This window comes from Euzebyales bacterium (assembly GCA_035461305.1).
GTDB lineage: Bacteria > Actinomycetota > Nitriliruptoria > Euzebyales > JAHELV01 > JAHELV01.
Genome location: DATHVN010000048.1, coordinates 1 through 15036, shown reverse-complemented (window position 1 = coordinate 15036; position 15036 = coordinate 1). Strand labels below are relative to the sequence as shown.

Sequence of the window (15036 nt, the reverse complement as noted above, 5' to 3'; positions counted from 1 at the left end):
GAAGGCAAGCGACAGCGTGGTGCCGGTTGACCGCTCCAGCGGCGACCAGGTGACCGCGCCGTCGGCCGTCGGCGTCGCCGAAGGTGCGGCATCGACGACGACCGAGCCGGCGGGGCGCGCGCCTATCCGTGCCGTCGCGGCGACCACGACCGCGGCAACGACGATGGCGACAGGTCGAGGTGCCGCTTGACCTGTGGCGGTGTGAGGTCATGGATCGAATGACGCCCGCCGGTGTGCCGGACTGACTCGCGATCCGTCGGACAGCCCTGATGTCAGCCGTCCGGTGCCGCGTTGTGGTCGCGGAGAAAGCAGATCCGACAGCCGGAGGCCGCACACCGGACACCGACGCACTCGGGAACGTCATGGCAGGCTTTCCTACGTCAGGGCGTGGTCGCGGCCTGCCAGCCTGGTGCTTCAGCGATGGCTACGCGTCGGGGACCTGGACCGACATCTTCGGGCGGAACCCCCGATCCGGATCGTCCGTTCGATGACTGGCATCTCAAGCTCCGAGCGCCCATACGCCACCACCCCAACGGGCACAGCCTGCTGCCGATCCTGGCGGGCGGGCCAGAGGCCAACGGCATCCGGAGAAGGGGCGAAGGAACGATCCGGGGTGCCGGCCAGCCGCCAGAGTGCCGGGGACGCCGAGTGGCCGGGCATCGTGGACACTTCCCGCCTGCCACGGGTGACTTCTGTCCACGCGACGACCACTGCCGATGTGATCGCGGACAGATACCACCCCTAGCGCAAGGGTCCTGTCCGCGACACCTCGCGCCGCCATCCGATCATGCGCAGCGACGTCACACTCGTCCAAGAATCGGGCAGCTCCCCGCACCTCGAGGTTGGAGACCCTGTCGGTCAGCAGGTTCAAGACGAACGGCGGCGCGAAGTTCCACGTGGTTGCCAGCACGCGGGGTCCGCTGGCTCACGCTGCTGCCGGTAGGTCTCCGAACAGAAACGACAGCAGCACGAAGCGCCGCCCCCGGCTGACCGGCAACACCTCGTGCAGATGGGCGCCCGAGAACACCAGCGCCTCGCCGGCAGCCGGTCGGTAGCGGTCAGGCCCGTACTCGGGGAACCGCAGTTCGCCGCCCTCATAGTCGTCGTTGAGGTTCAAGGTCAATGCGAACTTGCGGTGCGCCGTGGTCGGGCTGATGTTGTCGCGGTGTGCAGTGAAGAAGCCCCGGTCCTCGGCGAGGTAGCACCCGATCTTGAAGCCCTCGAACCGTTTCGCTTCGTAGGCGAACGCCTTGCGGAGCTCAGGCATGACGCGTCGCCCGACGTGCGATGACAGCGTCCGCAGCAATCCGGGATCGGTGACCGTGTGGTCGCGACGCCGCTTTCGCGACCGATCGGTTGCCTCGCCGCGCGCGCCTCCTGCGGTGGCTTCCACACCTGTCTCCGCGGTGTCCGAGGACGCCCACAGTTCGATCAGTCGTGTGCACAGTGCAAGGTCGAGCGCGTGAGGTATCAACAGCACCGGCGCATGGCGTCGGATCGTCGACCCCTCGCCGGCGATGGTGACCTCCGCGACCACCGAGGCGACCCGCGACACTGTCGTCTCGGGATCGCGGTGCACGTGGGCCGCTGCGACGCGCACGTTGGCATCGAGCACGACGACGGCGGGATCGTCGTCCGCGTCGAGGCCGTAGGCCGCGTGCACCATCCCATCAGGGTCGTGAAACGTCGTGTTGTCGGTGATCTCTGGGCCGGTGGCGATGACATACACGCGCACATCGCGATCAAGCGCCCCGACGATGTGGTCGCGCACGGCGCGGGCTGCCGGTCCGCCGTCGGCGCCGGAGAACACAACCACGACCGGCGAACCACCGGCGTACCCGTAGAAGCGAGTCGGCTGGCCGTCTCCCCGACGCGCGACGAAGTCCGGTCCACGCTCGCCCCTGGTCACCATCGGTCGTCGCGTCGCCATCGGTTCCCCGGTCGCCGGATTCACAGTTGCGCCACGATCTCGATGCCGGCCACGCGGACGTCCCATACCGCTCTGATCACTGGCTCGGATCGGCACCTGCCGACGAGTCACAGCGCTGCCGTGCCCACCAGCTCATCGACCGCATTATCGGCCTCCATCCGCCTGCTCCACAGTACGACGTACCGTCACTCAAGCCGAGTCAATGCCGCGCGGCATCCCGGCAGTCCTGCGGTTGGTGTATTGGCGCCTGGCGTCGACACTGCGACCATGCCAGCCAGCGAGAGAGACGAGCGGCGGCCGCTGGGTGGGGCTGCGCGGTCCTCCGGCCACCGTGCCGCGCCGCGGGGACCAGCCACGTCACAGATCCGTCCAGCTGTCATGCGCGAGGTGATTGCGCATGTTCCTGCTCATCGTGACCCAGGAGGTCGAGGCCTACGACCGCTTCAAGACGTCTTCGACGCGCACCCGCCGTCGCATGGTGGAGCTATGTCCCACTCCATCTGCCGCAAGATCGACGACCCGAACACGATCACAATCATCTCGGCGTTCACGTCCGCCGAGCAGGCCGCGGCGGGGCGCGACGACCCGGAGCTGTACGCGGCAGTCGGGGACGCTGGCGTCGTCGGTGAGCCCAGCGTCGGCGTGTTCGAGGAAGTCGAGGCCGTCGACCACCGGACGTCGTGACGTCGCACCACCAGGGTGAGGCTTTGGAGAGCGTCGACACGCGGGCGGATTCGCGGGCTGATGATCTTCGACGAGGTGGAGTCCGGATGGTGCGGCGCGAGGTCCGCCGAGAGACCTGGTCAGGCGAAACCGATCGGCTCGTCACTGATGTCGAAGGTGAAGTCCGTGCGCCGTCTTCCGGGTACGACCAGCAGTCGACCACAGCCCAGCGCGGTCTGCCGGCCTTGGTGGTGAACTCGACGCTCTGGTTACTGACGTACAGCGTCAGAGGCGGCGCTCACGCGGTCGGGGTTCTCGGAGGCCGACGCGCTGTCGTGGCGGTCGGAGCCGGCTTCGGCGCTCGAGGTCCCGCCGTTTCGACACGCGGCCATCGCCAGGAGCGACGAGGACCATGACCACTCGCGCCAACGAGACCGGGGATGACGATACAAGCTCATACGATGTTCCACGACGACGGACCGCCAAGGGTTCCCATCCACCGCAGTGCCATGGTGCCCGTGATCCTGGACGGTCACCGTCGAATGCGATTGCCATGGTGCCGGACCTCACGGCCAACGCGGCTGCCACGCTGAACGCGGCGGGCGACGACGCAGCCCCGACCGCCTCTGGGCGCCCGACGTCGTCGAGCAACTGATCGGGTGACGGCCGTGGGCCCGCCTCGAGGAAGCCTTCCGGGTGCTGCACGCCGCAGTGCCCGACATTTACCTACACGATCGAAGACGCCGTCGGGGACGACGACACCGTCCGGACGGGCGCAGGGGACCGCGACGAGCCCGTTCTTCGGCCCACCCAGCCGCCGAGGCGTCGTCAGGACCGCGCTGCGGCGATCCTGCGCCAACCGGGCTGAGTCCCGGGGTGTCAAAGCTCGCCGAGCCCGCTCTCGACGAGCATCACCAGCGCGGCGAGCGCGTGCTCGGCATCTTCGCCGTCGGCGCTGATCTCGATCTGGTCGTCGGGTCCGCAGTCGATCGTCATGACCGAGATCGTCGAACGCCCATCGACGACACGTTCGCCCTTGCGCACCGTCACAGCGCACTTCTGGTCGCGCGCCGACTTCACGAACACCCGACCGGCGCGGGCGTGCAGGCCGCTGTCGTTCACCACGCGCACTGTTCTGCTCGGCATGGGACACCTCGTCGTGCCGTACCGTCCGCGTCACCCCTCCGCGGGCGGCGCCGTGCATTCAACCTAGACAACGCAGCGCCATTGCCAAGGTCCGGCCTGCAAGTTCTGTGTCATCGGATATGGCCGTCAGGCGGTCCCTGGGCCATTGGGAGTGCCGCGAGCTGCGGAGCTGCTGGCCTAGGGTGGGGTCTCTTGGGAGACGGCCCTCGAGCCGGTTGGGGAGTCGAGCGTCAGCGAGACGACCAGGATGATCATCTTCGACTCCGACGGCGTGCTGGTCGACAGCGGGTCCGTCTACATCGCGACCGAGCGGTCGCATCTCGCCGACGTCGGTGTGCACTACGACCGCGCGCACTACGTGCGGCGGTTCATGGCCTCACGCCCGAGCGGTGGCGCACGGAGCTCGCCGCCGCGGGCCCCGCGTGTACTCGGCGGACCTGGTCGACCGGGGCAAGCCGGCGCCCGACCTGTTCCTGCACGCCGCCGCCTCCATGGACGTCGACCCGTCGGCGTGCGTGGTGGTCGAGGACAGTCCGAACGGCGTGCGCGCCGGCGTGGCCGCCGGCATGCGGGTGGTCGGCTTCGCGGGGGCCGGACACTGCCTCGACGGGCACGGTGACATGCTCGTCGCCGCGGGCGCCGCTACGGTCGTCGAGCGCATGGGAGATCTCGGCGGCGTGGTCGACCGACTGCGCGACGGCCGCGGGTCCGCCGGCGCGATCGGCACGGACGACGACGCAGAACTGTCTGAGTAGGCTGCCACCACATGAGCAGACGACTGCTGGGTGTCTTCGCGCATCCCGACGACGAGTCCTTCGGCCCGGCCGGCACGCTCGCCGTGCACAGCGCCGCGGGCGTCGACGTGCACATCGTCACGATGACCGACGGAGCGGCAGGTGCACCGGCGGCGGGCTTCCCCGACGGCGATGCGCTCGCCGAGGTCCGCCGCGAGGAGCTGCGCGCCGCCGCCAAGCAGCTCGGCGCGACGTTGCACCACCTGTCGTACCGCGACTCCGGGTACACCGGTGACCCGCGCAACGACGATCCGCAGGCGTTCATCAACGTCGACCCGCAGGACCCGACGGGGGTGCTGGTCGGCCTGCTCCGCGAGATCCGGCCGGACGTCGTGGTGACCCACGACGAGCAGGGCGGGTACCACCACCCCGATCACATCCGCTGCCACGTGGTGGTGCGGGCGGCCTTCGAGGCTGCTGGGGATCCCGCGCGCTTCCCCGACCGCGGTGTGCCGTTCCGGTCCGCCCGGCTCTACAGCGAGACCCGGTCGAACCGTTGGATCAAGGTGCTGACCCGGGCGATGCGCCTCGTCGGCCGCGATCCCACACGGGTCGGGGTCAACGCCGACGTCGACCTCACCCGCGTCGGCATGGATCCGGCGCGGATCACGACTCGCATCGACGTCAGGCGGGGCTGGCCGGCCAAGGTCGCCGCCGCGGCGTGCCACGTCAGCCAGCGCGGTGGCACTGGTCCCATGAGCCGGGTGCCACCCCAACTGATGGCGCGCATCGCGCCGTACGAGCTGTTCATCCGGGAGGAGCCGGCACCGTGGCCCGGGTTGCGCGAGCGCAGCCTGTTCGACTGAGGGACCGGGTTGGGCCGGGGGCGGCGCATGACGGCACCGCGCGACACCTAAACCCACGGCCACCACGACAGCGTCCTGCGCTCGCTGGCGCACGGTCGCCAACTCGGCCGCCTACCTGCGGCACCCACCTGCGGCCGGGTCTGGCACTGCTCGACGTGGGATGCGGCCCCGGGACGCCGACGGTCGACCTCGCTCGCCACGTGGTGCCCGGGCCGGCCGTCGGGATCGACCACGTCGACGACGTCCTCGACGAGGCACGACGTCACGCCGCGGAGGCCGGCGTGACCACGGTCGAGCTCCGCGTCGGCGACGCCCACGACCTGGACGTGGCGGACGGGTCCTTGGACGTGGTCCACGCCCACCAGGTGCTCCAGCACGTCTCCGGTCCGGTCGCGGTGCTGGCGAGCTGTGGCGGTCGTGCGCGACGACGGTCGTCGCCGCCCGCGACGCCGACTACGCCGGGTTCGCGTGGTACCCCGAGGACCCGGGACTGGACCGGTGGCTGGAGCGCTACGTGGCCGTGGCCAGGGGCAACGAGGCGGAGCCCGGACGCCGGGCGCCGGCTGCTCGGCTGGGCGCTGGACGCTGGCTTCGCCGAGATCACGCCCTCGGCCTCGGTGTGGTGCCACGCCACGGACGAGGACCGTGCCTGGTGGAGCGACCTGTGGGCCGACAGGATCCGGTCGTCAAGGTTCGCCGCGCAGGCGCTCGAGCGTGGGCTGACCGGCGCCGACGAGCTCGGAGGACCGCGTTGCCGCGTGGCGGCGTTGGGGTGCCAGCGACCGCGGCTGGCTCGATCCTGGACGGCGAGGTGGTCTGCCGGGGCTGAGCACCGATCCGCGGGCGGCGTCCCGAGATCGGCCGCCTCGCCGGATGCCTGCCTCCCGTAGCACGTGACGCCGGCCTGGAAGGTCGTCACACTACCAGCATGACCGCTGACACCCAGCCACACCACGGCCCACGCGCCGCGGCGTCGTGGGTCACCCACGAGGTCAGCAACCAGCCGCTGCCGCTGCTCGACTGGGACGTCGCCGGCCACCCACCACTGCTCGACGCCGTCGTGCGGGAAGGGGCTGGCTGGTACGTCGACGCTCTGCACGCGATCGGCAGGCTCGCCGGCGGTGCGCGGGCACAGCAGTGGGCGGCGGAGGCCGATGCCAACCCGCCGCATCTCCGCACGCACGACCGCTTCGGCCACCGGATCGACGAGGTCGACTACCACCCCGCGTACCACCAGCTGATGGCTGCCGCGATCGAAGCCGGGCTCGCCGGGGGCCCCTGGGCAGGCGATCTCGTCGCAGGTGACGTGCCGCCGGGCTCGACCCACGTCGCCAGGGCCGCCGGGTTCTACGTGTGGTGCCACACCGAGCTCGGACATGGATGCCCGATCTCGATGACCCATGCCGTCGTGCCAGCGTTGCGCCGCGAACCGGACCTGGCAATGCGGTGGGAGCCGGGCCTCGTGTCGCGGCGGTACGACCCGACGCTCGCCGCGCCCGACACAAAGCCGGGCCTCACCGCCGGCATGGCCATGACCGAGAAGCAGGGCGGCAGTGATGTACGTGCCAACACCACCCGTGCCGACCGTGCGGGGGACGGGACCTGGGTCCTGACCGGACACAAGTGGTTCTGCTCCGCGCCGATGAGCGACGTGTTCCTCGTGCTCGCCCAGGCGCCCGCCGGCCTGACATGCTTCCTGCTGCCGCGCGTGCTGCCCGACGGCACCCGCAACGGGTTCCACCTGCAGCGCCTGAAGGACAAGCTCGGCAACCGTGCGAACGCCTCGAGCGAGATCGAGCTCCGCGACGCAGTCGCCTGGCAGGTCGGCGACGAGGGCCGCGGGGTCGCGACGATCATCGAGATGGTGGTCGCGACACGTGTGGACTGCGTGATCGGCGCGGCCCTGACCACCCGGCACGCCGTCGCGCAGGCCAGCCATCACGCGGCCCACCGCCGGGCCTTCGGCCGCCATCTGGTCGACCAGCCCGCGATGGTCAACGTGCTCGCCGACCTGGCCGTCGAGTCGGAGGCCATGACCGCGGTGGCGCTGCGCCTGGCCGCCGCCTTCGGGCGCGCCGACGCCGGCGACGAGCGCGAGCGGCAGTTCGCACGCCTGGCGGTGCCTGTCGCCAAGTACTGGACGACCAAGCGCTCGGTCGCGGCCGTGGCCGAGGCGCTCGAGTGCCTGGGTGGCAACGGCTACGTCGAGGAGTCGGGCATGCCGCGGCTGTACCGCGAGGCACCGCTCTACTCGATCTGGGAGGGAGCCGGCAACATCCAGGCCCTCGACGTGCTGCGTGCGATCGTGCGCGACTCCGAGGCGGCGGAGGTTGTGCTGGACGAGGTCGACGCCGCGGCCGGCGGCGACGCGCGCTTCGACGCCGCCGTGGCCGCGCTGCGCCGCGAGCTGGCGGACACGGACGGCGCGCAGTACCGCGCGCGACGCATCACCGGGTTGCTCGCCGCGCTGGTCCAGGGCGCGCTGCTGGTCCGGCACGCGCCGGCGCCGGTCGCCGACGCGTGGTGCGCCACACGGCTCGACGGCGGGCACGCCGTGTTCGGGACACTGCCCACCGGGCTGGACACCGACGCGATCATCGCCCGCGCCATGCCGCCCCTCGGCTGAGCGCAGGCCCAGGTCTGTCTGCCGTCCCCGCCGGCGTTCGGCCGCAGCTTCACCCTCGGTGCACGACCGGTCCGAGACAGGACCCTAGGAGAGCCGCTCGTAGATGATCGCCATGCCCTGCCCACCACCGACGCACATCGTCTCCAGCCCGATGGTCGCGTCGTGGAACGCCAGGCTGTTGAGCAGCGTCGTCGTGATGCGCGCGCCGGTCATTCCGAAGGGGTGGCCCACCGCGATTGCGCCGCCGTTGACGTTGAGCCGGTCGATGTCGACCCCGAGGTCGGTGTAGGAGGGGATCACCTGGGCCGCGAAGGCCTCGTTGATCTCGACCAGGTCGACGTCGTCGATCGACATGCCGGCACGGGCGAGGGCCTGGCGGGACGCCTCGACCGGGCCGAGGCCCATCATCTCGGGGGACAGCCCCGTCACGCCCGTCGCGATCACACGCGCCAGGGGCTCGATGCCCAGTCGGCGCGCCGTCGCCTCACGCATCACGACGACCGCAGCGGCACCGTCGTTGAGCGGGCACGCGTTGCCCGCGGTCACGGTCCCGTCGGAGCGGAACACGGGGTCGAGGCGGGCGAGCTTGTCGATGGTCGTGCCGCGCCGGATCCCGTCGTCGGCGGTGATCCGAGTGCCGTCGGGCGTCGTGATCGGCGTGATCTCACGTGCCCAGAACCCGTTGTCGAGCGCGGCCTCCGCGAGGTTCTGCGACCGGCAGGCGAACTCGTCCTGCTCCTCGCGGCTGATCCCCCGCAGTGCCGCGACGTTCTCGGCGGTCTGGCCCATCGCGATGTAGACATCGGGCAGCTCGCCGTCCTCACGGGGGTCGTGCCAGCCGTCGGCGCCCTCGGCGCGCTTCTCCGAGCGGGCCTCGGCGTCGGCGAACACCGGGTTCTTCGTGTCAGGCAGGCCGTCGCTCGCGCCCTTGTCCATCCGGCTGACCATCTCGACGCCGGCGGAGATGAACACGTCGCCCTCGCCGGCCTCGATCGCGTGGAACGCCATGCGGGTCGTCTGCAGGCTCGACGAGCAGTAGCGCGTGATCGTGGCGCCGGGCAGGTGGTCCATGCCGAGCAGGACCGCCACGACCCGGGCCATGTTGTAGCCCTGCTCACCGCCGGGCAGGCCGCATCCCAGCAGCAGGTCGTCGACCTCGGTGGGTTCCAGCCCGGGGACCTCGTCCAGCGCGGCGCGCACGATCGTCGCGGTCAGGTCGTCGGCCCGCAGCTGCGTGAGCGATCCCTTGCCGGCGCGGCCGATCGGTGAGCGGGCGGTTGTGACGATGACGGCCTCGGACATGTCCCCACCTCGAGTGCTCCGGACGGCGGCTCGGGCGGCAAGTGTAGGTGGGCGGGTCGCGGGATGTGCCCGGTGTGCGAGCGGGCACGCTGGCACGTCATCGTCTTCCGGGGGGCGTAGCGGTTGGCGGCGGTCGGGCGGGCGTCGGACTGCCGTCTCGCCGTGGTCCATCGGGCTGGTCGGTCGAGCGAATTTCCAGTGTCGCGCGGCCGTCGCATCGGTTACGCTCCAGGGGATCCGTTGCGCCGCGTCCGTCCTGGCCGAGGCGGCGGGGCGACGCGACGCCAGTATGTGACGCTGCTGCGTCAGGAGGCTTGGATGCCCGCTGGCTCTGCTTCATCGGTCGCCGAACCACATCCCGCACGCCCGCTCGGGCTCCCGCCACTCGAACAACCGTCCGTCAGCCTCGTCTCTGACGGGCTGCCCGCGGGCGCGAGCATGGCGGACACAGGCGTCGACTGCGCCCGGTGCGGTGGCCGCGGTGGGGTGTACGTCCCCACGCTGCTCCGCGAGCTGTCGTGTCCCGAGTGCGGCTGAGCACCTGAACCACCGCACCCTCGTGGTGCGCTAGCACACGCAGGGCCGGACGCGGCGCGAGCGTCGCGCACCAGTGACGCTGCGGCCGCGCCCGCCGCCTTCCTGTGCGCCGGCGGTCGCCCGCGGGCCCCGCCACACGCGTGCTCGAACGTGCCGATGCGGCCGCGGCCGGGACGACGTCGATTCGGCCCGCGGCTGGGTCATAACCGGCTCAGCGGTCGCCGTCGTCGGGATGCCGGCGGTCGTGCGTGTCCGGTGCGGTCCCGACGTCGGGTCGGAAACCCGCTGTGTCACGGCAACCGCGGGCTTCCCCGGCATGCCCCGTGACCGACCCCCGCCCAGACCACCGATCGTCCGGTCGCTTGTGAACGCCGGCTGGACACGCGCCGGAGCTCAGGCGCGGGCGACTGACACCCGGACCGCCTCGCCGTCGGCGACGGTGCTGTCGACGACGTGGCCGTCGCGTCCGACCGGCCCGTAGGCCACTGCATCGGCGAGCACCTCGCCCGCGACGAACGCCTCGTGGGTCCGGACCGCCTCGAGCACCGCTGCGTCACCGTCGACGCCGAGCACGATGCGGTCAGAGACGTCCAGGCCGGCGTCGCGCCGCGCCTGCTGGACCACGCGCACGACGTCGCGGGCGCGGCCCTCGGCCTCGAACGCCGCCGTCACATCCGTGTCGAGCACGACCACGCCGACATCTCCGGGCAGTGCCGCCGAGCGGTCAGGGTCGGCGGGTACCAGCCGGAGGTCGTACTCGTCGGCCGTCAGCTCGACGCCACCGACGGTCACCGTGTCGCCGTCGACCGACCAGTCCCCAGCCTTGCTCGCGCGGATGACCCGCTGGACGTCCGCGCCCAGCCGTGGCCCGAGCGCCCGCGGGTTGACCGTCAGGACGGTCGAGCAGGCCGCGTCGATATCGGGTTGCAGCCTGACTTCCTTGACGTTGACCTCGTCGGCGATCAGGTCGCGGAACGCCTCGAGCCCCTTGGCATCGGGCGTGGCCACCGTCAGCGACGCCAACGGCAGGCGCACGCGCAGTCGCTTGGCCTCCCGCAGCGACAACGCGACCGAGCACACGTCGCGGACCCGGTCCATGGCTGCGACGAGTTGGTCGTCCGCGGGCAGCGGGTCGGGCTCGGGCCAGTCGGTCAGGTGCACCGAACGGCCGCCGGTCAGCCCACGCCAGATCTCCTCGGTGATCATCGGCAGCAGCGGCGCGGCCAACCGGCATGTGACGTCCAGTACCGTGTACAGCGTGTCGAAGGCGTCGCGGTCGCCGGACCAGAACCGGTCGCGCGCGCGGCGGATGTACCAGTTGGTGAGCGCGTCGAAGAACCCGCGCACCAGCGCGCACGCACCCGAGATGTCGTAGGCGTCCATCGCGACGGTGACGTCGACGACGAGCTCACGCAGCTTGGCCAGCGCGTAGCGGTCGAGCACATGGGACGAGTCGGTCCGCCACGTGGCGTCGTAGCCATCGGCGTTGGCGTACAGCGTGAAGAAGTAGTTGGCGCTCCACAGCGGGTTGAGCACCTGCCGCACGCTGTCGCGGATGCCCTGCTCGGTGACGATCAGGTCGCCGCCCCGCAGGATCGGCGACGCCATCAGGAACCAGCGCATCGCGTCGGCGCCGTAGCTGTCGAACATCTCGTAGACGTCCGGGTAGTTGCCCAGCGACTTGCTCATCTTGCGCCCGTCACTGCCCAGCACGATCCCGTGGCTGACGCACGTGAGGAACGAGGGACGGTCGAACAGCGCCGTGGCCAGCACGTGCAGCGTGTAGAACCAGCCGCGCGTCTGGGCGATGTACTCGACGATGAAGTCGCCGGGGAAATGATGCTCAAACCAGTCGGCGTTCTCGAACGGGTAATGCACCTGCGCGAACGGCATCGAGCCTGACTCGAACCAGCAGTCGAGCACCTCCGGCACGCGCCGCATCATCGACCGGCCGGTCGGGTCGTCGGGGTTGGGGCGCACCAGGTCGTCGACCATTGGCCGGTGTAGATCGTCGGGACGCACGCCGAAGTCGCGCTCGATCTCGTCCAGTGAGCCGTACACGTCGGTGCGTGGGTGGTCCGGGTCGTCCGAGCGCCACACCGGGATCGGCGAGCCCCAGAAGCGGCTGCGGCTGATCGACCAGTCCCGCGCGTTCTCCAGCCATTTGCCCATCGATCCGTCCCGCACGTGCTCGGGCACCCAGGTGATCTGCTGGTTGAGCTCGACCATGCGGTCACGGAACCGCGTGACCTCGACGAACCAGCTCGACACCGCCTTGTAGACCAGCGGGGTGTCGCACCGCCAGCAGTGTGGATACGGATGCTCGTAGGTGTCGTGGCGCAGCAGCACGCCGGCGTCGCGGAGGTCGCGGATGATCTCGGGGTTGGCCTCGAAGACCTGCAGCCCCTCGTAATCGGGCACGACCGACGTGAACCGGGTGTGGTCGTCGACGGTGACCCGCACGGGGATGCCCGCCTCGGCGCACGCGGTCTGGTCGTCCTCGCCGTAGGCGGGCGCCATGTGGACGATGCCCGTGCCCTCGTCGGTCGTGACGAAGTCGCCGGCCAGCACCCGGAAGGCGTTGGGGGTGTCGGCCAGGAAGTCAAACAGCGGCGTGTAGGTGCGCCCGACCAGATCGGCGCCCTTGAGCATGCCAACGGTCTCGGCCTCGCCCAGCTCGCGCTCGTACTCGGTCAGCCGCGCCTCGCCGACGATGTAGCGGGTACCGTCGAGCTCGACCACCGCGTAGTCGATGTCGGGACCGACCGCCAGCGCGAGGTTGCTGGGCAGCGTCCACGGCGTCGTGGTCCAGACCAGCACCTGCTCGCCGGTGTCCAGCGTGACCCCGACGGTCACCGCTGGGTCCTGCCGCGGCCGGTAGACGTCGTCCATCCGCGTCTCGGTGTTGCTCAGCGGCGTCTCGCACCGCCAGCAGTACGGCAGGACGCGGAAGCCCTCGTAGATCAACCCCTTGTCATAGAGGGTCCTGAAGGCCCACATGACGCTCTCCATGTAGTCCAGATCGAGCGTCTTGTAGTCGTTCTCGAAGTCGACCCACCGTGCCTGGCGCGTGACGTAGCTCTCCCAGTCCTGCGTGTACTGCAGCACCGACCTGCGGCAGATGTCGTTGAACCTTGCGATCCCCAGGTCGAGGACCTCGGCCTTGGTGTTGATGCCCAGGTCCTTCTCGGCCTTGACCTCGGCGGGCAGGCCATGGCAGTCCCAACCGAAGCGGCGCTCGACCCTGCTGCCGCGCATCGTCTTGTAGCGCGGCACCAGGTCCTTGACGTAGCCGGTCAGCAGGTGGCCGTAGTGGGGGAGGCCGTTCGCGAACGGCGGGCCGTCGTAGAAGACGTATTCGTTGCTGCCGTGCTCACCGGCGGGGCGTTGGCGTACGGATGCCTCGAACGTGTTGTCGGCCGCCCAGTGATCCAGGATGCGGTGTTCGATCTCGGGGTAGCTCGCAGCCGCCGAGACATCACGCGTCGGATCGTCCTTGGGGTACACCATCGGGGTCGTTCTCCTCGCACACGTCGCCCTGTCGGTCGTGCGCGAGGACGATGCGCCGGGGATGCTGCGCCGCGACGCCCGCGGTACCACCTCGCTTGATCCCGCGTGACGGGATCCGCTTCGTTGCCGGCTGTCACGGGCCGGTCCCGTCCGGATCTACTGTGGCGTCGCCGCCTGTTCTTCCGGAGGCTCGCCGGTGATGGCCGGGTCGACGCCTGTGGCACCAGCCTAGCCACCCCGACACCGTTGACCCAACCCACCCGCACCATCCCACCACCCCGACCTCGCCGACACCACCTCGAAGTTCGCTGCACCACCTTCGGACGCGGACTTCGGGGTGGTGGACAGTCGTCGCGCTGTGACCGACCTGTGCGCACCACCTCGAACTCCGCGGGCCACTCGAACTCGGCGGGGCTACCGTGAAGTTCGCTGCACCAGCTTCGGACGCGTACTTCGGGGGTGGGACCGGACGTCGGCACAGGCACGACGTCTCGCCCACACCCCCGAACTGTTCGGACCACGCCGTGCTGTGTTGCTCACCCGAGCTGTGCTGCACCACACGTACCATGCGAAACGCCCCGGACGTGCGTCCTGCGTCGTGTCGTCCGGCACCCACGGCGGGAAGGCTCGAGCCGACCGACCCACGGCCATCCAGCCCACGAGGCCTCTGTGACGACCGATCACCACGAGGGTGCGGCCAGCGCCGACGACGTGCTCGAGCTCGAGCGGATCGCCGCGCTGGGGTGGCCCGGGCTGGAGACCAAGGTCGTCGACGGGTGGCTGTTACGTGCGGGTGGCGGCTGGACCGGGCGTGCGAACGCTGCGCTGCCACTGCGCGACGCAGGCGATGACCTCGACGCCGTGCTTCGCCGCGTGGCCCGCTGGTACCGCACGCGGGACCTGCCGCCGTTGGTGCAGGTTCCGCTGCCGGCGTGCACGTCCCTGCGAGACCGCCTGGTCGACCGCGGCTGGGTGGACCGGTGGGGCGCGGTCGTGCTCACCGCGGCCATCGACGACGTCCTCGAGCGGACGCAGAGCCGACCCGACCTGCCGCCGGTGACCTTCGGCGATGCCCCGGACCTCGCCTGGCTCGATGCGTACCACTACCTGGGCGGCAGCCTGCCCGAGGTCGCGGTCGACGTGCTGCGCGCCGGCGCACCCTGTTTCCTGTCCGTGGCCGAGGGCGGCGAGACGATCTCGATCTGCAGGATCGCGGTCACCGACGGCTGGCTGGGCATCACCGCCGTCGAGGTCGCGCAGGCCCACCGGCGCCGAGGACTCGCGACGAACCTGTTGGTCGCCGCGCTCGGCCACGCACGTGCCGGTGGCGCCACGCGAGTGTACGTGCAGACCACGGATGACAACGAGGCGACGCTGACGCTCTACTGCAGGGCGGGGTTCACGCGGCATCACCACTACCGCTACCACGGTCCGCCACCGGACGTCGGTGGTGGCCGCGCCCGGTCAGCGGCGCATGAGCAGGCGCAGCACGTACCAGAACAGCAGCGCCAGGCTCGCGAACAACTGCATCGACGCCGCGACCGCGCGGTCCGGCGGGTAGGAGTGCAGCACCTTGCTGGTGTCGTAGAGGATGGCCCCACCCGCGTAGGCGATCATCGCCACGCTGAACCACGTGCCCAGCTCGAACCCGAACAGGACCGCCGCCACGATCGCGATGAGCGCGACGATGGCGCCCCACTTCAGGAAGGCGCCGAGGACCGA

At 70.6% G+C, this 15036-nt stretch carries 11 protein-coding genes; 6 read left to right on the top strand and 5 right to left on the bottom strand.

Annotation, left to right across the window (positions count from 1 at the left end):
• On the top strand, nucleotides 1-190 hold a 190-nt coding region (locus VK923_04370; GenBank protein HSJ43902.1), incomplete at its 5' end, for a hypothetical protein.
• 735 nt (nucleotides 191-925) lie between these two features.
• Here the strand turns inward: VK923_04370 and VK923_04365 are convergent.
• Entirely contained in the window at nucleotides 926-1912 is a 987-nt protein-coding gene (locus VK923_04365) for a 2OG-Fe(II) oxygenase (protein HSJ43901.1), read from the bottom strand.
• 504 nt (nucleotides 1913-2416) lie between these two features.
• Between VK923_04365 and VK923_04360 the strand changes: the two genes are divergently transcribed.
• A complete protein-coding gene (locus VK923_04360; GenBank protein ID HSJ43900.1) occupies nucleotides 2417-2614 on the top strand; it encodes a hypothetical protein in 198 nt (65 codons plus the stop codon).
• Between the two features lie 858 nt (nucleotides 2615-3472).
• Here the strand turns inward: VK923_04360 and VK923_04355 are convergent.
• Nucleotides 3473-3739 (bottom strand): HPr family phosphocarrier protein, encoded by a 267-nt coding sequence (locus tag VK923_04355; protein HSJ43899.1) that lies wholly within the window; start codon nucleotides 3737-3739, stop codon nucleotides 3473-3475.
• 332 nt (nucleotides 3740-4071) lie between these two features.
• On the opposite strand from VK923_04355, the gene VK923_04350 reads away from it, so the two are divergent.
• The gene (locus tag VK923_04350; GenBank protein HSJ43898.1) at nucleotides 4072-4494 is read left to right on the top strand and encodes an HAD-IA family hydrolase; all 423 of its coding nucleotides are present in this window, start codon (nucleotides 4072-4074) and stop codon (nucleotides 4492-4494) included.
• Between the two features lie 11 nt (nucleotides 4495-4505).
• Nucleotides 4506-5339 (top strand): PIG-L family deacetylase, encoded by an 834-nt coding sequence (locus VK923_04345; protein ID HSJ43897.1) that lies wholly within the window; start codon nucleotides 4506-4508, stop codon nucleotides 5337-5339.
• 47 nt (nucleotides 5340-5386) lie between these two features.
• Here the strand turns inward: VK923_04345 and VK923_04340 are convergent, their stop codons facing one another.
• Nucleotides 5387-5716, bottom strand: coding sequence for a hypothetical protein (locus VK923_04340; protein HSJ43896.1), 330 nt, complete (start codon nucleotides 5714-5716; stop codon nucleotides 5387-5389).
• Nucleotides 5717-6267: 551 nt separating this feature from the next.
• Here VK923_04340 and VK923_04335 point away from each other — a divergent pair.
• On the top strand, nucleotides 6268-7965 hold the full coding sequence (locus VK923_04335; GenBank protein HSJ43895.1) for an acyl-CoA dehydrogenase family protein: 1698 nt from the start codon (nucleotides 6268-6270) through the stop codon (nucleotides 7963-7965).
• A gap of 84 nt (nucleotides 7966-8049) precedes the next feature.
• Here VK923_04335 and VK923_04330 read toward each other — a convergent pair whose 3' ends face one another.
• Together VK923_04330 and ileS are read right to left on the bottom strand one after the other, a co-directional pair.
• Nucleotides 8050-9267, bottom strand: coding sequence for an acetyl-CoA C-acetyltransferase (locus VK923_04330; GenBank protein HSJ43894.1), 1218 nt, complete (start codon nucleotides 9265-9267; stop codon nucleotides 8050-8052).
• A 930-nt stretch (nucleotides 9268-10197) separates the two neighbouring features.
• A complete protein-coding gene (ileS, locus tag VK923_04325; protein HSJ43893.1) occupies nucleotides 10198-13314 on the bottom strand; it encodes an isoleucine--tRNA ligase in 3117 nt (1038 codons plus the stop codon).
• A 669-nt stretch (nucleotides 13315-13983) separates the two neighbouring features.
• Here ileS and VK923_04320 point away from each other — a divergent pair.
• The coding region (locus VK923_04320) for a GNAT family N-acetyltransferase (protein ID HSJ43892.1) at nucleotides 13984-15036 on the top strand (1053 nt) is incomplete at its 3' end.

Bases quoted from the DNA above. Each gene is read 5' to 3' on its own strand.
- VK923_04360 (HSJ43900.1), top strand. From the start codon at position 2,417: ATGTCCCACTCCATCTGCCGCAAGATCGACGACCCGAACACGATCACA.
- ileS (HSJ43893.1), bottom strand. From the start codon at position 13,314: ATGGTGTACCCCAAGGACGATCCGACGCGTGATGTCTCGGCGGCTGCG.
- VK923_04335 (HSJ43895.1), top strand. From the start codon at position 6,268: ATGACCGCTGACACCCAGCCACACCACGGCCCACGCGCCGCGGCGTCG.
- VK923_04365 (HSJ43901.1), bottom strand. From the start codon at position 1,912: ATGGTGACCAGGGGCGAGCGTGGACCGGACTTCGTCGCGCGTCGGGGA.
- VK923_04345 (HSJ43897.1), top strand. From the start codon at position 4,506: ATGAGCAGACGACTGCTGGGTGTCTTCGCGCATCCCGACGACGAGTCC.
- VK923_04330 (HSJ43894.1), bottom strand. From the start codon at position 9,267: ATGTCCGAGGCCGTCATCGTCACAACCGCCCGCTCACCGATCGGCCGC.
- VK923_04355 (HSJ43899.1), bottom strand. From the start codon at position 3,739: ATGCCGAGCAGAACAGTGCGCGTGGTGAACGACAGCGGCCTGCACGCC.